This is a genomic window from Streptomyces coffeae (genome assembly GCF_016741875.1).
GTDB lineage: Bacteria > Actinomycetota > Actinomycetes > Streptomycetales > Streptomycetaceae > Streptomyces > Streptomyces coffeae.
This window is the reverse complement of record NZ_JAERRF010000008.1, coordinates 408,406-426,897: the sequence shown is the minus strand read 5'-3', so window position 1 is coordinate 426,897 and position 18,492 is coordinate 408,406. Positions and strand designations below refer to the sequence as shown.

General features: G+C 71.2%; 10 protein-coding genes, 3 tRNA genes and 3 pseudogenes. 5 read left to right on the top strand and 11 right to left on the bottom strand.

Annotated elements, in window-relative coordinates:
- Positions 1–218: 218 nt before the first annotated feature.
- A complete protein-coding gene (locus tag JK363_RS16820; RefSeq protein ID WP_201875702.1) occupies positions 219–935 on the top strand; it encodes a GntR family transcriptional regulator in 717 nt (238 codons plus the stop codon).
- A 177-nt stretch (positions 936–1,112) separates the two neighbouring features.
- Here JK363_RS16820 and JK363_RS42435 read toward each other — a convergent pair.
- The 3 pseudogenes from JK363_RS42435 to JK363_RS16810 all read right to left on the bottom strand — a co-directional run.
- A pseudogene (locus JK363_RS42435) lies at positions 1,113–1,348 on the bottom strand (amidohydrolase family protein); the annotation flags it as partial.
- A gap of 43 nt (positions 1,349–1,391) precedes the next feature.
- Positions 1,392–1,760 (bottom strand): annotated as a pseudogene (locus JK363_RS16815) (mandelate racemase/muconate lactonizing enzyme family protein); the annotation flags it as partial.
- Positions 1,761–1,833: 73 nt separating this feature from the next.
- Positions 1,834–2,912 (bottom strand): annotated as a pseudogene (locus tag JK363_RS16810) (substrate-binding domain-containing protein).
- A gap of 789 nt (positions 2,913–3,701) precedes the next feature.
- Here JK363_RS16810 and JK363_RS16805 point away from each other — a divergent pair.
- Positions 3,702–5,069, top strand: coding sequence for an alpha-L-fucosidase (locus JK363_RS16805; protein WP_201875701.1), 1,368 nt, complete (start codon positions 3,702–3,704; stop codon positions 5,067–5,069).
- A gap of 619 nt (positions 5,070–5,688) precedes the next feature.
- Here the strand turns inward: JK363_RS16805 and JK363_RS16800 are convergent.
- The 3 genes from JK363_RS16800 to JK363_RS16790 form a co-directional block, all read right to left on the bottom strand.
- Positions 5,689–5,765 (bottom strand) — tRNA-Ile (locus JK363_RS16800).
- Positions 5,766–5,955: 190 nt separating this feature from the next.
- A tRNA-Asn gene (locus JK363_RS16795) sits at positions 5,956–6,028 on the bottom strand.
- A gap of 5 nt (positions 6,029–6,033) precedes the next feature.
- A tRNA-Asn gene (locus tag JK363_RS16790) sits at positions 6,034–6,106 on the bottom strand.
- 226 nt (positions 6,107–6,332) lie between these two features.
- Here JK363_RS16790 and JK363_RS16785 point away from each other — a divergent pair.
- Positions 6,333–6,605 (top strand): YtxH domain-containing protein, encoded by a 273-nt coding sequence (locus tag JK363_RS16785; RefSeq protein WP_201875700.1) that lies wholly within the window; start codon positions 6,333–6,335, stop codon positions 6,603–6,605.
- Between the two features lie 216 nt (positions 6,606–6,821).
- Positions 6,822–8,303: an FGGY family carbohydrate kinase gene (locus tag JK363_RS16780; RefSeq protein ID WP_201875699.1), complete on the top strand. Its 1,482-nt coding sequence runs from the start codon at positions 6,822–6,824 to the stop codon at positions 8,301–8,303.
- A gap of 40 nt (positions 8,304–8,343) precedes the next feature.
- Here the strand turns inward: JK363_RS16780 and JK363_RS16775 are convergent, their stop codons facing one another.
- From JK363_RS16775 to JK363_RS16755, 5 genes are all read right to left on the bottom strand, one after another.
- On the bottom strand, positions 8,344–9,627 hold the full coding sequence (locus JK363_RS16775) for an RNA polymerase sigma factor (protein WP_372444791.1): 1,284 nt from the start codon (positions 9,625–9,627) through the stop codon (positions 8,344–8,346).
- Positions 9,628–9,942: 315 nt separating this feature from the next.
- Positions 9,943–11,895: a DNA primase gene (gene dnaG / locus JK363_RS16770; protein ID WP_201875697.1), complete on the bottom strand. Its 1,953-nt coding sequence runs from the start codon at positions 11,893–11,895 to the stop codon at positions 9,943–9,945.
- A gap of 88 nt (positions 11,896–11,983) precedes the next feature.
- Entirely contained in the window at positions 11,984–13,279 is a 1,296-nt protein-coding gene (locus tag JK363_RS16765; protein ID WP_201875696.1) for an NAD(P)/FAD-dependent oxidoreductase, read from the bottom strand.
- Positions 13,280–13,694: 415 nt separating this feature from the next.
- The gene (locus tag JK363_RS16760) at positions 13,695–15,098 is read right to left on the bottom strand and encodes a deoxyguanosinetriphosphate triphosphohydrolase (RefSeq protein ID WP_201875695.1); all 1,404 of its coding nucleotides are present in this window, start codon (positions 15,096–15,098) and stop codon (positions 13,695–13,697) included.
- Complete coding sequence (locus tag JK363_RS16755; RefSeq protein WP_201875694.1) at positions 15,095–15,919, bottom strand: sirohydrochlorin chelatase; 825 nt, start codon at positions 15,917–15,919, stop codon at positions 15,095–15,097. Before JK363_RS16755 ends, JK363_RS16760 begins: the two co-directional genes overlap by 4 nt.
- Positions 15,920–16,205: 286 nt before the next feature.
- Here JK363_RS16755 and JK363_RS16750 point away from each other — a divergent pair, with 286 nt between their 5' ends.
- The gene (locus JK363_RS16750) at positions 16,206–18,488 is read left to right on the top strand and encodes a molybdopterin oxidoreductase family protein (protein WP_201875693.1); all 2,283 of its coding nucleotides are present in this window, start codon (positions 16,206–16,208) and stop codon (positions 18,486–18,488) included.
- The last annotated feature ends 4 nt before the right edge of the window (positions 18,489–18,492 follow it).

Here is an 18,492-nt window from a genome sequence, read left to right as displayed (position 1 = left end):
CCCGAGCAACCCCAACATGGTGACGATCGCCTGGAGTGCGTCCTTGCGGCTGGGAGCGATGGTCGGCGTCTGCTCGCCGGGCTTCTGGGTCTCCGTGATCGACGTGAGACGAACGCCGGCGGGCCCGTGAAGCCCTGGGTCCGAACGCGATGACGCAGTACCCCACCTCGGTAAACTGGTGCTGCCCCGACAAGCCCCGAACAGCAGCAGGAGTCCGGATGCCGCCGCACGACACGTCCGCGTCCGGGGCACCGCGGGAACTGAAGGGGCAGGACCTGCCTCCTGCCCGTCAGGCTCTCTCGGACAGCGTCTATGAGGACATCAAGGCCATGGTCATGGACCATGAGATCACCCCCGGCGCGCGTGTCAGCATCGAGGCCCTGGCCCGTGTCCTCAAGGTCTCGCCAACTCCCATCCGGGAGGCGCTGGCCAGGCTGGAGTCCGACGGCCTGGTGGTGAAGAGGACTCGCTCGGGGTACCGCACCACCGAGCTGCTGACCCGGCAGGGACTTGAGGAACTCTTCGAGATGCGGCAGCTGCTGGAACCAAGGGCAGCCGCTCTCGCTGCGGTCAACGCCAGTGAGGCTCAGCTCGACGACATCGAGCGGATCGCGGAAGAGATGCAGTCCCACCCGGGGACTGCCGGGCGCTATGCGGCCTACCGCGACTTCGCCGCCCTCGATCAGCGCTTCCACGACGTGATCGCACAGGCATCCCACCGGCCGCTGCTCGCGGATGCGGTGGAGCGGCTCCACTCCCATCTGCACATCTTCAGGCTCAGCAGCGTCCTCGGCGCCGATGACCCGACCCTCGCGGAGCACCAGCGCGTGGTGCACGCGATTTTGCGCCGCTCTCCCGACCGCGCGGCGGAAGCGATGGCGGAGCACCTCTCCCGCAGCCTCCAGCGCCAGCTCAGCCGGGGCGAGGAGTCCTGAGCCCGCGGCTTGCCGCGTCAGCTCGGCCGGGCCGGCGGTTCTGGCCGGTGGACAATCAGCGGTCACGGCGCTGGCTGGTCCACCGTCACTCGGTGGACCCGGGCCGCGGTGCCTGACCACACGGCCGACTGCTCGGTTTCGCTGAGTGCGGCGGTGCGAGCCTGGGTGTACGCGACGCAGGGCGGCGAAGCGCCGCAGTTCGCCGGACCAGGGCTGGACCACGTTCGATGCGATGGGCGGCCTGCCCAAGTGGTCCAGGACGAAGGTCAGTTCCGGCAAGGCGTCGGCTGCCTGGATCGCGGCGGGCAGCTGGTGGGCGGCACCACCACGTCGTAGACGAGACCTGCGGCTGCCGCCGAACGCAACCCACGCAGCACATCCGGCCGGGTCAGCCATCGCAGTCCAGGCTCGCCCGCTCGCCAGGAAGGGGCCGTCGATGTCGCGGGGCAGCCCGGCCAGGTCCTGGCGGTGACCGCCGGCCAGCCGCCACAGCGGCTCGCCCGCGCGCTTGCGGCGCACGTCCCACAGCGCGGTGTCGACGGCGGCGAGCGCGAGCGAGGCGATGGCTCCGGTGGTGGTCGCACGGCTCAGGGCAAACAGCCTCTGCCACACCGCCTCGACGATGCGCGCGTCCTGCCCGATGAGGGCGGGCAGCAGGTGGTCCCGCAGCATGGCCAGTACAGAGGTTCCGCCGGTGCCGATGGTGTAGGCGTAGCCGGTCCCCGCGCTGCCGTCCGCCGTACTGACGTCGGCGAGAGCCGTCTCCTGCTTGACGAAGGGCTGCACCGCGTCGGTGCGGTCCGTCTCCACGGCGATGTCGGCCAGCTTAGCCGTGGCGGTCGGTCGTGATGATGCTCATGCGTGATGTCCGGTTTCTGTAGTGCGAGGACAGCAGGGGTCAGCGGCACGCCAGGACTTCGTCAGCGAACTGCTTCTTCAGCCGATCGGTCTTCGCCTGCCTCGCACTGTCATAGGTCGCGACGTTCTCCTTGGTGACGACGAACGAGCCGGAGTCGACGGACTGCCCGGGCGTGCGCATGGTGCACTGCTTTGTCTGCAGCAGCGCGAGTGCCCACGCCCCGACCTCGGCCTGTCCCACCGGGTTCTGCACGACGGTGGCGGTGACCGTGCCCCGCTTGATCGAGCTGAGGATCTTGGCGTCGTCGTCGATGGCGACGACCTTCGCGTGCGAACCGGAGCTCCTGACCGCGTCGGCGGCGGCGACGGCCGGGTTGTAGGCGGTGGAGACAATGCCCTTTATCTGCTTGCCCTTGGCCGCCATCAGGTCGGACACCGCCTTCTGCGCGGTCTGCAGGTCCTTGTCGATGTCGGTGACGGTCTGCAGCAGCTTCACCTTGCCGGCCGACTCCTTCACTGCCCAGCCGACGCCCTTGATCCGCAGCCGGGTGTTGGCGTCCACATTGTTGCTCGTCAGGTGGACGATCTTGCCCTTGCCGCCCCTCGCGGCGATGGCGGCCTTGGCCGCCTTGTACGCGGCGAGTTCGACGTCCGTGGAGAGGCAGAAGTCGGCGTCGTCCTTCGTGCCCGCCGGGCAGGAGCCGAGTGAGGCCACGGCGAAGCCCGCGAACGTCGTGTTGATGTCGGTCGGCGAGACGCCGAAGATGCCAAACGCGTTGTAGCCGCGCGCGGCGAGCGTGGACAGCAGGTTGTTCTGCTTCTGCTGGTCCCACTCCGCCGTTTCGTCGAACGTCACGTCCCCGAGCCGGTACGTATTCTTCGCGTCGGCAGCGGCGGTCTTCCAGGGCTGAAAGTAGGGATGAGCGCCACCGGGCACGAGCGCGACCCTGGTGGTCGACCCGTCCGCGAGCACGGCCGTGCCGTGGCCCGCCCGCGCGGACGCGGGGGCCTGCCCGCCGTCGGCTCATCCGCGTTCTTGACCGTGCAAGCTGCCGAACCCGTGGCCAGCATCGCGACGGCGACCACTCCCGGCAGGAGGGGTCTAGTCCGAAGACGCATCCCCCTCACCTCAGAAATCAAATAGGAAATTGGTGCCGCGATAGTGCGCTTCACAAGACGCCCCGTCAAGACCCCTGACCATCAGGGCCCGCCGACACCTGCTGCGACCATGCACCAACCCGGCCGTCAGGACCTTCATCCAGGCCGAACAGCCAGCTAGACCCTCTCCTGTAGCCCTCCGGCGCCCCTGAACGCCAGGCATCCGATCACGCCACGCAGGCTCACCCTTCGGAGGGTGGCGGTCCGATGAAGTGGGTGCCCCTCTCTTGGCCGACCGCCACCGATCCCGCATTTCATATAGGAAGCTGAGGAACGATGCATTCTTGAGAACGTGCCTGGCGGGCCCCATCGAGGCGCTCGACCCGACCGGCTTCACCTCGCCATCGCCATCACCATCGAGCTGGCTACCCACGAGGTGATCGGTTACTCGACGGCCGCATCACCCCGGGTCGGCCGTCCGTCGGCGTGCTGAGTGTGGCCAACGACCGGGGCGGTCGCAGTCGTGACGCCACGGCCCGCAAATCATATATGATCTTGAGAGGGGCTGACTGGGTCCGCGCCGACATCTCCGGCTCACGGGCAGGCGCGGGCGATGCGATGCGGCCTGTTGCGCTCGGCGGACAAGCGTCTGTTTCAGAGTGACAACGGGTTCGGCGTGCATGTCGTGTGGGCGACATCCGCCCCCGCAGCCGACCATGAGATCGATTCGATGTGGACGTGTCACGACCCTTGACTCGCTTGCGGGGCTCTGTTTCATATAGGAAACATCTTCGCCCGAGGAGGTTTGAAGTGATCCGATTGTTGAGAACCTACGTGCTCGCCGGCCTAGCGACGCTAAGCCTGCTGTTGGCCGGCATCTCAGGCGGCGGCGCCACGGCACAAGCCGCTGACCCGTCGCCCGCGCAGAAGTGGGTGACGAACAACCCGTTCGGGATGTTCCTTCACTACAACATGTCGACCTACTCGAACGTACAGTGGGCCAGTCCCGACGACTCGCCCAGCACATTCAACCCGACCAACCTGGACGCCGACCAGTGGGCCAAGGCCATCAAGTCCGCCGGGATGACGTTCGGCGTCCTCACCGCCAAGCATCACGATGGATTCGCGCTGTGGCCCACGGCCTACTCCAGCCACGACATCGCCGCCAGCCCGTACAAGGACGGCAAAGGCGACATCGTGCGTGAGTACGTCAAGGCGATGCGCGCCAACGGCCTCAAGGTGGGCCTGTACTTCTCCATCTGGGACCGGAAGAACGGCGACTCGGAGCAACTGGTCAAGAACCAGCTGAAGGAACTGCTCACGAACTACGGCCAGATCGACTACCTCTGGTTCGACGGCTGGGGCTGGAAGGTGCCCTACAGCACCATCCCCTACAAGCCCGTCCGGGACTATATCCGCGAGCTGTCACCCAACACCGTTGTCGCCAACAACGACCACAAGAAGTCACTCGACACCTCGGACGTCATCGTCTACGAAGTCCCCAACGGCATCGATGGTCTGCCGCCGACGACCAACACCAACCCCACCGACGGCAGTGACACCCTCGACTCGAAGAGCACCTGGTTCCACACCACAAGCACCGGCGCTCCCCGCAGCGCCGGAGACATCCTCACCAAGCTCCAAAGGCTCAAGGCCGGTAACGCTCTGTACCTGCTGAACGTCGGTCCGAACAAGACGGGCAAAATCCCACAGACCTACGTGGACCGGCTCAAGGGGATCGGGACCCTGATAAAGGACCGGAACGTCGCTTACGGCCAGACCGCGGAAGCCAGTTCAACGTATGCAAGTGCCTACCCGGCGTCCAAGGCTGTCGATGACGATCCCAGTACGATTTTCGCCAGCACCACCGGGGGCGGGAATCAGTGGTGGGAGACTTCCCTTCCGCAGCAGTACACCCTGTCGCGGGTAGAGATCGTCTTCCGGAACGACGGCCACGACATCTCGACGGAGCGGCGGAACTTCGAGGTCTGGGTGTCAAACAACCACGACATGTCCCAGGGGCACACCGTTGCATGCTCCGTCGGTGCGACAGCACTGCCCTACGCGAGCACGTACACCTGCAAGCTGCCCTCTTCTGGGCCCTGGAAGTACGTCGCGGTGGTCAAGACCGACGCCGACACCCTTACCCTGGCGGAGGTACGGGTGCTGGGCCACTGAGCCGTCGCAGCGGCCGACCAACGCAGGATGCCTCACCGGCGAGGGCGAGGCATCCTGCACCGACGACCCGGCCACACGCCGCCGCCCTGTGAAGAAGCAACTGGCAGCTGAAATAAGTAATTTGACGGCTCGCATCACGTAGCAGACCAAAGCCGTGGCACCGGCGCTGCCCCGCCGGTACAGCGTTGCGCGGGACAGCACGGCCATCCCACTCATCGCCGGATCCGTGTAGATCACCTGGCACCAGTAAGCCACGGGGCAGCGTCATGCTGACCACCGCCCATCGACGTGGGTGGAGCCGACGATGAGGTCGGCTCGGCTATCAGCTACCTCGAGGACATCTTCGGCGGCCAGTGCCAGCCGACGCACATAGCCTCGGGCTGCCGCGAGGCCGGCAGGCGGGGGCACCTGCCGGCGACGACGGGAAGGACCTCTCGCCGGGCTTCAAACAGGCGCCAGAAGGTGGCGTGAGAGCCCCTCTGTCCCCTGATCCGGTCCCGTGTCCCCTATGTGTCCCCTGGATCTTGATCTGAACGTATGAACGGGGGTCTCCACGTCGGAGTGGCGACCCCCGTTCTTGCGTTTCACCAGGTAGAAACGATCCGGCCGACCGCTTCCATGGTGGGGCGGGTGGGACTCGAACCCACGGCCGACGGATTATGAGTCCGCTGCTCTAACCGGCTGAGCTACCGCCCCGTAACGGCGCGTCGTCCACACGTGTGCGCGCCGTCTGCCGCAGCATAGCCGCTCATACGATCTGCTGCTTCGGCGGGCTGATGTTGGACGCCCCGGCGGCTCGATCATGGCTGGATCTTGACGTAGCGCCGTCCGGCACATCGGCGCACCGACATGAAAAAGGACCCCCTCAGGGGTCCTCTCCCGTCTGCTCCCCCGACTGGACTCGAACCAGTAACCCTCCGGTTAACAGCCGAATGCTCTGCCAATTGAGCTACAGGGGACCGCGCTCCCCCGACTGGACTCGAACCAGTAACCTGCCGGTTAACAGCCGGCTGCTCTGCCAATTGAGCTACAGGGGATTGCTCCGTGTGCCTCGTCCGCACCCCCGTCCGGGGTTCCCGGAGGGCGTGCGTTCGCTGCGACACATACATTAGCGCAAGCAGGGGGGTGCTCCGCCAATCGGTATCCCCGCGGGAGCCCGCCGGATGATCTGTTGCTGAGCCGTGGGTGATCTGCGGCACGGGCGGGTAGGCGAGCGGCACGACCCCGGGGTCCGATGCGAAGGACAACCAGAAGGGCAGGTCGATGCGCTACCGGCTGACGTTCATCACCGGGCTGGCTGTTGGTTACGTACTGGGAACGCGGGCCGGCCGCGAGCGGTACGAGCAGCTGCGCAGCTGCGCGCGGCAGTTCGCACAGAACCCTGCCGTCCGCAACACCGCCGAATCGGCCGTGCACGGCGGCCGCCAAGCCGCCGCCAAGGCGCTCGGCAAGGTGCGGCCGCTCCGCGAGCGGATCGGCGGGCAGCGCGAGGAGCGCGTCATGGAGGAGGACGACTGGGGCACCAGCAACACGTAGGCCCTGTCCGGTGGGTCTTTGAGGAGCAGCCCGCGGCGTCTGGTGCCGTTGCATCGCAAGGCGGAGGATCGCCCTCGTACTGGGCGTACTCGGGCGACTCCGACAACGCGGCCGGGGGCACCTCCCAGCGTTAGCCGGGGGCGCGGTGCCAGGCGTCGCGGGCCCGATAAGACCCACCGGACAGGGCCTGCTGCCCGCGGTGGCATCATCTGGTCCATGGGGATAGTCGCCGGGTTGGACAGTTCGTCCGACAGCACACGAATCGTCGTCTGTGACACGGATACGGGAGCCGTACTCAAACAGGGGTACGCCCCGCATCCAGCCCTCGGAGGCGGCGATGGCTCCCCGCATGACGTGGATCCGCAGTCCTGGCTGCTCTCCCTCGGCGAGGCCGCCGAGGGCGGGCTGCTGGAAGGGGTGCAGGCCATCGGCGTCTCGGCGCAGCAGCACGGACTGCTCGCGCTGGACTCGGGCGGGGCGCTGGTGCGCCCCGCGCTGGTGGGCAACGACAAGCGCGCGCAGGCCGCGGCCGCCGACGTCGTCGAGGCACTCGGCGGCCGCACCGCGTGGGCCCAGGCCGTCGGCGCGGTGCCGACCTCGACCCAGGCGGTCGCCAAGCTGCGCTGGCTGACCCGCACCGAGCCGGACGCGGCACACCGCGTCGCCGAGCTGATGCAGCCGCACGACTGGCTGGTGTGGCAGCTGCTCGGACGGCCCCACCGGCGTACGACCGACCGGGGCACGGCGTCCGGCACCGGCTACTGGTCGGCCGCCACCGGCTCCTGGCGCCCCGATCTCATCGAGCTGGCGCTCGGCCATCAGGTGCGGCTGCCCGAGGTGATCGGCCCGGCCGACGCGGCGGGGCAGACCCCCGAGGGGCTGCTGATCTCCGCCGGGACCGGCGAGACCATGGCCGCGGCCTTCGGGCTCGGCGTCGGCATCGGTGACGCGGTGATCTCGCTCGGGGCGTCCGGTTCGGTCTTCTCCGTCCACCACGAGGCGCTGGCCGACCCGACCGGCACGATCCTGTCGTACGCGGACGCCACCGGGATGCATCTGCCGGTCGTGCACACGCTCAACGCCGTACGGGTGCTGCGCGGCACCGCCGAGCTGCTCGGCACCGATCTGGAAGGGCTGTCCGCGCTCGCGCTGAAGTCCACACCCGGTTCGTACGGGCTGGTGCTGCTGCCCTATCTGGAGGGCGAGCGCACCCCCCACCTGCCGCACACCGCCGGAACGCTCACCGGGCTGCGGCGCGAGTCGATGAAGCCCGAGCATCTGGCGCGCGCCGCCTTCGAGGGGATGGTGTGCGGGCTCGCGGACGCGCTGGACGTGTTGCGCGGCCGCGGCGTCCAGGTGCGGCGGGTCTTCCTGCTCGGGCCCGCGGCCGACCTCCAGGCCGTACGCGCCATCGCCCCCGCGCTGCTGGGCGCGCAGGTGGTGGTGCCCCAGCCGGCGGACTACGCCGCCATCGGCGCCGCCCGGCAGGCCGCCTGGGCGCTCGGCGCCGCGCACGGCACCCTGTCGCCACACGAGCCGCCCCGGTGGCCCGCGGCGGCCAGCCAGGTCTTCGAACCGGGCGAGGAACTGGCCGTGGGGCAGGCCGTACGGCAGCAGTACGTGGCGGTGCGCGAGCAGACGTATCCGGGGGCCTTCGAGGGCGATCCGGGGGCGGGGGCGGGGGCCGGGGAGTACTGACCCGGGCCGGGGGCACCGGCCGGGCGGGGAGGAGAGGTGTTCAGTCCAGGTAGCCGCGGAGCTGGTCGGCGAAGGCGTGGTCGCGGAGCTTGCTGAGCGTCTTCGACTCGATCTGACGGATCCGCTCCCGCGTCACGCCGAAGATCCGGCCGATCTCCTCCAGCGTCCGCGGGCGGCCGTCCACCAGCCCGTAACGCAGCTGGACGACCTTGCGCTCGCGCTCACCGAGAGTGGAGAGCACGGCCTCCAGATGTTCGCGGAGCAGCAGGAAGGCCGCGGACTCCACCGGGGACGCGGCGTCGCCGTCCTCGATGAGGTCACCGAGGGCGACATCGTCCTCCTCGCCGACCGGCGCGTGCAGGGAGACCGGCTCCTGGGCCAGCCGCAGCACTTCGCCGACCCGCTCCGGGGTGAGGTCGAGCTGCGCCGCGACCTCCTCGGGAGTGGGTTCGTAGCCGCGCTCCTGGAGCAGCCGGCGCTGCACCCGCACCACCCGGTTGATCAGTTCGACGACATGCACCGGGACCCGGATGGTCCGGGCCTGGTCGGCCAGGGCGCGGGACATGGCCTGGCGGATCCACCAGGTCGCGTACGTCGAGAACTTGTATCCGCGCGCATAGTCGAACTTCTCGACCGCGCGGATCAGGCCGAGATTGCCCTCCTGGACCAGGTCGAGCATGGTCAGCCCGCGGCCGATGTAGCGCTTGGCGACGGAGACGACGAGGCGGAGGTTGGCCTCGATCAGACGGCGCTTGGCCATCCTGCCCTGGACCACCAACCGGTCCAGGTCCAGGGCGAGTTGGGAGTCGAGGTCGGGGGTGTTGCCGAGCTTCTCCTCGGCGAAGAGGCCCGCCTCCACCCGGCGGGCGAGATCCACCTCCTCGGCCGCGGAGAGCAGCGGGATACGGCCGATCTCGCGCAGGTACTGGCGGAAGAGGTCGGAGGACGGGCCGCTGGTGTCGGGCCGTACGGCCGACGGCGGCTCGGGCAGTGCCGGCGGGGCAGGCTCCTCGAACTGGTCAGCCGGTTCGGGTGGCCCCGGCTGGTCCGACGGCTCATGGTCCGACGGCTCCGGTTGGCCGGAGGGCTCCTGTTGGTCGGCTTGGTCGGCTTGGTCGGCGGGCCCGGACGGGTCGCGACGTCTGCTCCGCTCGGCTCCGTCCGGTGACGCCGTCACGTCCCGTACCCCCTCCGGTCCGGCGTCCGGCGCGCCCGTGGAGTCCGCGGACAGCGGCGGCGCGGCCGGTTCCGCGCCGGGCGTGGGGGCCGACCGGGAATGCGGTGGCGCGGCCGGGGCCGCATCGGTGAGGGTCTGGGTCTGCACGGGGGCGACCTCCAGGGTGATCGCGCTTGAGGCGGCAGAACGATCGGGTACGGCTGCGGCGGCCGCGCCGCCGTCCGTCCCGTACAACATGAGCGGATCTGCGGGGGAATCCGGCACTTGCCGGTCAGCACCGCCGCGCTCCGAGGACTCAGGCACCGCCCCCAGTGTGGAGTACGAGACAGGCCCGCCACGAGGGGCGTGCGGGCACTTTTTGCTCAGCGGCCCGTGACCGTCCGACTACCCGGCGGCTACACCCACCTTCCACAGGCCCCGGAACGGCCGGAAAAGGCCGGCCGGAAACGGCTTGCGGGGGCCTTACAGCGCCGCCGCGCCCCGGTCGCGCAGGGACTGTCCGTACTGCTGGAGGACCCACAGCTCGTTCTGGACGGCGGCGAGCTGGGCGGGGTCGGCCTGCTGCCCGAGACGCTGGAGCGTGCCCCGGACCTCCGTGATGCGCTGATTGACGGCGGCCAGGCGCACGGCCACCAACTGCACGCCCGCATACGCCTCGTCCGCCTCCCGGCGGGTGTGCAGCGGCTCGACGGCCAGCTCGGTGACCATCGCGCGGACCGTGTCGTCCGGGGCGACGTCCCGGACCCGGGCGAGATAGTCGCCGTCGGCGCCCGTCGCCCCGCCCGCGTCCTCGATGACGCGGCGCACCGCGGCGTACGGCGGGGCGGTGAACTCGTCGATGCCGTACGCGTCGAAGGCCGGGGAGACCAGCTCGGGGCGCTGGAGGGCCAGCTTGAGCAGCTCGCGCTCGACGCGGTGGGCGGGGCTGCGGAGGTTGAGCGCGGGGCCGCGCGGGGGCGCCGGGGCGGTCTGCGCCGCCGGGCCGCCCCGAGGGCCCTGCGGCCCGCCGTCCCCCGGAGCGCCGCCCGGACGGCCGCGCTGATCGCCCCGGCCGCGCCGGTCGCCGCCCGCGCCCCGTCCGCGCTCACGCGCCCAGAGGGCCAGCTGCGAGACGCGCCGTACGACGAACTGGGTGTCGAGGATGCCGAGCAGACCTGCGAGTTGGACCGCCGACTCGTGCTGGATGGAACGGTTCTTGATCCCGGCGACGACGGGCGCCGCCTCCTCCAGCGCGGCGGCGCGCCCCACCGCCGTGTCCAGGTTGTGGCGCGCGACGATCTGCCGGATGGCGAACTCGAACAGCTGGGTGCGGCTCTCGACCAGCGCCTTGACGGCGTCGTCGCCCTCCGCGAGCCGCAGCTCGCAGGGGTCCATCCCGCCCGGGGTGATGGCGATGTAGGTCTCGGCGGCGAACTTCTGGTCGTCCTCGAACGCGCGCAGGGCCGCCTTCTGGCCCGCCGCGTCACCGTCGAAGGTGAAGACCACCTCGGCGCCCGAATTGTCCATCAGCAGCCGACGCAAGATCTTGATGTGGTCGCCGCCGAACGAGGTGCCGCAGGTGGCGATGGCGGTGGTCACTCCGGCCAGATGGCAGGCCATGACGTCCGTATAGCCCTCGACGACGACCGCCCGGCTGGTCTTGGCGATGTCCTTCTTGGCGAGGTCGATGCCGTACAGGACATGGGACTTCTTGTAGAGCGGGGTCTCGGGAGTGTTGAGGTACTTCGGGCCGTTGTCGTCCTCGCGCAGCTTGCGGGCGCCGAAGCCGACGACCTCGCCGGTGATGTCGCGGATCGGCCACATCAGACGGCCGCGGAAGCGGTCGATCGGATTGCGGCGGCTCTCCTGGGCGAGGCCGGAGAGGATGAGCTCCTGGTCGGTGAAGCCGCGACCGCGCAGGAAGCGGACCAGGTGGTCCCAGCCCGCCGGGCTGTAACCGACGCCGAAGTGCTGGGCGGCGGCCTGGTCGAAACCGCGCTCGGCGAGAAACTTCCGGCCGATCTCCGCCTCGGGGCCGTCCAGCTGCTCGACGTAGAACTGCGCGGCGGCCCGGTGGGCCTCGACCAGGCGGGTGCGCTCGCCCTGCTGACGGCCGGGGGTGTAGCCGCCCTCCTCATAGCGCAGGGTGATGCCCGCCTGGGAGGCCAGCCGCTCGATGGTCTCCGCGAAGGAGAGGTGGTCGATCTTCATCACGAAGTCGACCGTGTCGCCGCCTTCCTGGCAGCCGAAGCAGTAATAGAGCCCCTTGCTGGGGCTGACCTGGAAGGACGGGGACTTCTCGTCGTGGAAGGGGCACAAGCCCTTGAGATTGCCGCCCCCCGCGCTCCGCAGCTGGAGGTACTCGGACACAACGGCGTCGATCGGGACCGCGTCCCGCACCGCCCTCACGTCGTCATCGTTGATCCTGCCTGCCACGCGTGAATTCTACGGCCGGGGTCCGACACGGCTCGTCGTTCCGTGCCGGACCCGGGACGCGGGCGGGATACGGGCCCAGGGCCCGGTGTTACGGCATCAGCGAGGCCAGCGGGACGGCCGGGTCGGCCAGCGCCGCCGGGTCCAGCCGGGTACCGCCGCGGATCAGCTCCTGGATGGTCCCGGTGACATCCCACACGTTCACGTTCATGCCCGCCAGCAGACGGCCGTCGTTGAGCCAGAACGCGATGAACTGCCGCTTGCCGACGTCACCGCGGATCAGGACCTGGTCGTACGAGCCGGGCGGGGCGTAGCCGGAGTACTCGAGACCGACGTCGTACTGGTCGGAGAAGAAGTACGGCACCCGGTCGTACGCGATGTCCTGGCCGAGCATCGCGCGGGCGGCGGCCGGACCGCCGTTGAGCGCGTTGGCCCAGTGCTCCACGCGCAGCCGGGCGCCGGGCGGCAGGGCGCCTCGGACCGGGGTCCCCTCGAGGAAGGCGAGCGGGGCGGAGGCGACATCGCCCGCGGCGAAGATGTCCGGGTCGCTGGTGCGCAGCGAGGTGTCGACGGCGATACCGCCGCCCGCCGCGCGGTCCACCACCTCCAGGCCCGCCGCCTCGGCGAGGGCGATCCGCGGGGCGGCGCCGATGGCGGCCAGCACGCTGTGGGCGGGGTGCTCCTCGCCGTCGTCGGTCAGGGCCGCCAGCACCATGCCGTCCTGGCCGGTGATCTCGGTGAGCCGGGCGCCGAAGTGGAAGCGGACCCCGTGCTCGCCGTGGAGATCGGCGAAGAGGGTGCCCAGCTCGGGGCCCAGGACCGGGTGGAGCGGGGTCGGCTCGGGCTCGACGATGGTGACCTCGGCGCCGTAACCGCGGGCGGCGGCGGCGACCTCCAGGCCGATCCAGCCCGCGCCCGCGATGACCAGCTGGCCGTTGTCACGGCCGAGGGCGGCCAGAACCCCCTTCAGCCGCTCGGCGTGGGCGAGGCGGCGCAGGTGGTGGACACCGGCCAGATCGGTGCCGGGGATGTCGAGGCGGCGCGGCTCGGCGCCGGTGGCGAGCAGCAGGCGGTCGTAGTGGATACGGGTGCCGTCGCCCAGGGTCACCGCCTTGGCGGCGCGGTCCAGCCGCACGGCGGGCTGGCCGAGATGGAGCTCGATATCGGCCTGGGCGTACCAGGCGGGCTCATGGACGAAGACGCTGTCGCGCTCCTGGCTGCCGGTGAGGTAGCCCTTGGACAGCGGTGGCCGCTCATAGGGGTGGTCGCGCTCGTCACAGATCAGGATCACCCGGCCGGTGAAACCCTCCGCTCGAAGGGTTTCCGCGGCTTTCGCCCCGGCCAGACCCCCTCCGACGATGACGAACGTCTGGTGTGCGTCGACCACTTGTCTCCTCCTCGCTGCCGAGCAGTGGCTCTGCCTTTGCCTTACCCCGGTCGCGTCGGCCTGGCGCGTGGGTCCTCGCGTCGTTCTCGGGTGAGTTTCGCGCGCGACTCGTGTCGTTCTGCCGTGCGTTGTGTGTCGTTCTCTCGTCAGTCTCCCGCCGGTCCGGTGTCGGAGGTCTCTTCTCGGCCCTGTGGCGTCGGTGTCCTCGGTGGTCTCGGTGTCGTCGTGTCCTCGGTGGTCGGGTCGGTCAGGTCGGCCGAGGCGGCCACACCGCGGCCACATCGCGGCCACATCGCGGTCATAGAGGAGCCTCCCGCACCGCGCGGGCGGCGGGAAGGGCCGGTACGCTCCTGCCGGTCCGCCGACCGCGGATCCGGCCTCGGATCCGGCGGTCTCATCCGTGGCGCGCCGCCCCTCATGGACGGCGCGCCGACCGGGGCCCGGTGAGCCGGGTGTGCAGGGAGCGGGCCGAGACGTCGGTCAGTGCGGCGATCTGGTCCACGATCGCGCGCAGCCGCCCGGCGTCGTCCCCGGCCGCGTCGGCCTCGTCGAACAGCGCGCGGAACTGCGGGTCGAGTCCGACCGGGGCGCGGGCGATCAGCGCCTGCCCCAGCTCGGCGATGACCACGCGCTGGTCGGCCCGGACCAGCTCCTGGTCGGCGCGCTGGATGACATAGCGGTCGGCTACCGCCTTGAGCACCGCGCACTCCAGATGGGTGGCGCGGGGCACCACCAGCTCGGCGGTGTAGCGGGTGAACCGGCCGGTGCCGTACGCGGCGCGGGTGGCGCCCTCGGCGGCGAGACAGAAGCGGCCGATGAGCTGGCTGGTGGCGTCCTTCAGCCGGGCCTGGGCGACCGATGAGCCGTCGTAGCCGTGCGGCCACCACTCCTGCTCCAGCAGCCGGTCCAGCGCCTCGGCCAGCTCCTGTGGATCGGCGCCCGGTGCGTACCGGTCGGCGGCGACGGCGAACACCTCGCGCCGGTCGGGTTCGGCGAGCAGGCTGGCCGGGTCGAGATGGCCGGCGTGCAGCCCGTCCTCGACATCGTGCACCGAGTACGCCACATCGTCGGACCAGTCCATGACCTGAGCCTCGAAGGTCGTACGGCCGTCGGGGGCGCCCTGCCGGAACCAGCGGAAGACCGGGATGTCGTCCTCGTAGACCCCGAACTTCGGGGAGCCGGGGTCCTCGGGGTGGCCACCGCGCGGCCAGGGGTACTTGGTGGCGGCGTCGAGCGCGGCCCGGGTGAGATTGAGACCGACGCTCCGCTGGACGCCGGTCTCCTTGTCGGGGACGAACCGCTTGGGTTCAAGACGGGCGAGCAGCCGCAGCGACTGCGCGTTTCCCTCGAAGCCGCCGCAGGGCTCGGCGATCTTGTTGAGCACCTGCTCGCCGTTGTGACCGAAGGGCGGGTGGCCGAGGTCATGGGCGAGACAGGCCATCTCGACCAGATCCGGATCACAGCCGAGGGCGGCGCCCAGCTCCCGCCCCACCTGGGCGCACTCCAGGGAGTGGGTCAGCCGGGTGCGCGGGGTGGCGTCCCAGGCCGGGGCGCGCCCGGCCGGGCCGGGGTCGGCGGCCGGGGCGGCGGGCACGACCTGGGTCTTTCCGGCCAGCCTGCGCAGCGCGGCGGAGTGCAGCACCCGGGCCCGGTCCCGCTGGAAGGCGGTGCGGCCCGGCCGCTTGTCGGGCTCGGGGGCCCATCGCTCGAGGTCCGCCACGTCATAGCCGGGGATCCGGCGGGCGTCGGCCTCACCGGACCTGTCGGCCCGGGGTGAGGCGTCGGAAGGGTCGGGCTCGGGTCCTCTCGCGCTGCTCATACACCGACGGTAACCGCCCTGTGTGACAAGGGAGCACTCGCGAGGGCCTGTTCGTAACGGTGGAGCACAAGCCGGGCGACGGCCGGATGGGCGCCGAGCGGGGCCGCCGCGACCCCGGGGGCGGCGTCCGCGCACTGACCGGCGAAGCGGCCGGGCGCGGTGAAGTAGGAGGCCACCGCCACCCGCTCACGACCGAGGGCGGCCAGGGTGCGGAGCGCGTCGGGCACGGTGGGCCCGGCGCCGGAGGCATGGCCGGGCAGCACGGGGATGCCGCCGAGCCGGGCGCTGAGGAGGGCGGCGGTACGGGCGGTGTCGATGCCCGCGTCGAGGTCGTTCGAGCCCGCGGCGGCCAGTACGACACCCGTTGCCGCCGGGGACTGGGCTACGGCGCGGGCCGCAGGCCGCCAGCCCGCTTCGGCCAGGCGGGTGTGCAGGGCCTCGGCGAGCAGCGGATGCGGGCCCAGCGGGGCGGCGATCCGGGCGTCGAGGTGGGGCGCGGCGGCGACGGCGGCCGGGATGTCCTGCTTGATGTGGTAGCCGCGGCCCAAGAGCAACGGCACCAGGACGACGTCCCCGCGCAGCCCGGCGAGGGTGTCGGTCAGCAACGGCTGGTTCAGCTCGATATGGCCGAGGCGTACCGGCACGTCGGGGCGGAGCGCCCGGACCCGGGCCAGGAGCGCGGTCACGGTGCGCAGCGCCTCGGGGTTCCGGCTGCCGTGGGCGACGGCGACCAGGGTCGGCGGGGGCAGGGCGGGGCGACGGCCGGTGAGCCGCCCTCTGCGGCTGAGCTGGGTGTGGAGCTGTGCGGTGATCTGGGTCATGAGCTGCGCCGTGCTGTCGAAGTCGTGGGGGCCGGCGGGGCCGGCGGGGCCGATGGCACCCGTGGGACCAGGTGGGCCGAGCGGACCAGGAGGAGCGGGAGGACCCGGGAGGGGCGACACCGTCATGAAGAGAGCCTGGCAGCGGCGTATTGCGTCGCCGTTGCACCGCGATGACAGGTGGTTGCGCCGACTTCACGGACGGCCGCCGGGCGCGCTGAGGTCCGATTCCCGGAGGTGTAACGCACGGGGACGCGGGCCGTAACACGGGCGTAGCACGCTCGCTCGTATGCAGCACGCTCCTGGGGACGCACCCGCCTCACCCGCCGCCTCCGTCGACACCCACTGTCCGTACTGCGCGTTGCAGTGCGGGATGACCCTGCGGCCGTCGGCCGCGGACAGCGGTGTCGAGGTGGTGGAGCGCACCGCGTTCCCGGTCAACCGTGGTGCGCTGTGCGGCAAGGGGCGCACAGCGCCCGCTCTGCTCTCCTCCCGGGTGCGTCTGACCGAGCCGCTGGTCCGCCGCCCTGATACCGGTCGGCTCGAGCCGGCCACCTGGGAGGAGGCCCTCGACCGGGTCGCGGAGGGCCTGGCGGCCACCGGCCGGGCGCACGGCCCGGACGCGGTGGGGGTCTTCGGCGGTGGCGGGCTGACGAACGAGAAGGCGTACGCGCTGGGGAAGTTCGCGCGGGTGGTGCTCGGCACCTCGCAGATCGACTACAACGGCCGGTTCTGCATGTCCTCGGCCGCCGCCGCCCACCAGCGGGCCTTCGGTCTTGACCGGGGGCTGCCGTTCCCGCTGGCGGATGTCTCCCGTACCGGATGTGTGATCCTCGTCGGCTCCAACCTCGCCGAGACCATGCCGCCCGCCCTGCGCTATCTGACCGAGCTGAAGGAGGCGGGCGGACGGCTGATCGTGATCGATCCACGCCGTACGCGTACCGCCGAGCAGGCCGATCTGCATCTCGCGCCACGGCCGGGGACCGATCTCGCGCTGGCCCTGGGGCTGCTGCACCTGGTGGTGGCGGAGGGCCGGGTGGACGAGGAGTTCATCGCCCGGCGGACCGTGGGGTGGGAGGAGGCACGGGCCGCCGCCATGGCCCACTGGCCGGAACTGGTCGAGCGGATCACGGGGGTTGCGGTGCCCGAACTCCGCCGAGCGATCGACATGTTCTGCGATGCGGAAAACTCGATGGTGCTCACTGCACGCGGCCCCGAGCAGCAGTCCAAGGGCACCGACACCGTCGGCGCCTGGATCAACCTGTGCCTGGCCACCGGCCGCGCGGGCCGCCCGCTGTCCGGCTACGGCTGTCTCACCGGCCAGGGCAACGGCCAGGGCGGCCGCGAACACGGCCAGAAGGCGGACCAACTGCCCGGCTACCGCAAGCTGGACGACCCGGCCGCGCGTGCCCATGTGGCGGCCGTCTGGGACGTCGACCCCGATGCGCTCCCCGGGCCGGGGCGCAGCGCGTACGAGCTGCTGGACGCGCTCGGCAGCGAGGTGCGCGGGCTGCTGCTCATGGGCTCCAACCCGCTGGTCTCCGCGCCCCGCGCGGCCCATATCGAGTCGCGGCTGCGCTCACTGGACTTCCTGGCGGTCGCGGACGTCGTGCTCTCGGAGACGGCCGCGCTCGCGGACGTCGTCCTGCCGGTGGCCCAGTGGGCCGAGGAGACGGGCACCACGACCAATCTGGAGGGCCGGGTCATCCTGCGCCGGGCCGCCCTGACACCGCCGCCGGGGGTACGGACGGATCTCGCGGTGCTCCACGGGCTCGCGGCGCGCCTCGGCTGGGAGAAGGGGTTCCCCGAAGACCCGGAGGAGGTCTTCGACGAACTGCGGCGCGCCTCGGCGGGCGGGCCCGCGGACTACTCGGGCATCACATACCGCCGGGTCGCGGAAGAGGACGGGGTGTTCTGGCCCTGCCCGGAGACGGGGGAGGCGGGGGCGGGGGCCGTGCCGGGGGCGGGCCCGGGGGCGGAGGACGGACCGGGGCCGGGGCCGGATGCCGGGGTGGGGCCGGATACGGGGGCGAGGGCGGATACGGGGGCGAGGGCGGATACGGGGGCGGGGCCGCTGCGCTCCGCGGCCGACGGAGCGCCCGCACCCCACCCCGGCACACCGCGCCTCTTCCTCGACCGGTTCGCCACCGCCGACGGCCGGGCCCGCTTCGTCCCCGTCAGCCACCGGCCCGCGGCCGAGGAGCCGGACGCGGAGTACCCGGTGCTGCTCACCACGGGCCGGGTGCTGTCCCAGTACCAGTCGGGCGCCCAGACCCGGCGGGTGGCCGAGCTGAACGAGGCCGCGCCCGGTCCCTTCGTCCAGCTGCATCCGTTGCTCGCCGACCGGCTGGGCGCCGCGGAGGGCGCCCCGCTCGCGGTGGTCTCCCGCCGCGGCCGGACCGTGGCCCCGGCCCGGATCAGCCGGGACATCCGGCCGGACACGGTGTTCATGCCGTTCCACTGGGCGGGGCCGGGCCGGGCCAACACGGTCACCAATCCGGCGCTGGACCCGGTGTCGCGGATGCCGGAGTTCAAGGTGTGCGCGGTACGGGTGGAGCTGGCGGAGGACTGACGCC